This window comes from Pseudomonas sp. AC463 (assembly GCF_979253585.1).
On record NZ_CEEDDZ010001011.1, the window covers coordinates 1 to 246 of the forward strand.

1 protein-coding gene is annotated in these 246 nt (G+C 71.1%); it reads left to right on the forward strand.

The window, feature by feature from the left end:
* On the forward strand, nt 1-246 hold a 246-nt coding region (locus tag AC0IYH_RS33290; RefSeq protein WP_471838682.1), incomplete at both ends, for a hypothetical protein.

Genomic DNA, 246 nt, shown 5'->3' on the forward strand with positions numbered 1-246 from the left:
TGGTCGGCGCGAAGCCGCTCCGCGGGACCAAGCCCGCCCCCAGCCGCAACAGCAGCCGCAGCCTGCGGCTCAGGCGCGATACGACCAGCCCCGCAACCAGCCCCGTCTTGACCAACAACGCCCCGACCAGCCTCGACGCGACCGCCCCAACTGGGGCAACGACCAACGGGCCGGTCGTGGCGACGAGGGGCGCTACGGCATGGATCAACGCTATCCACGCGGGCAGAATGCGATTGGCGAGCAGCC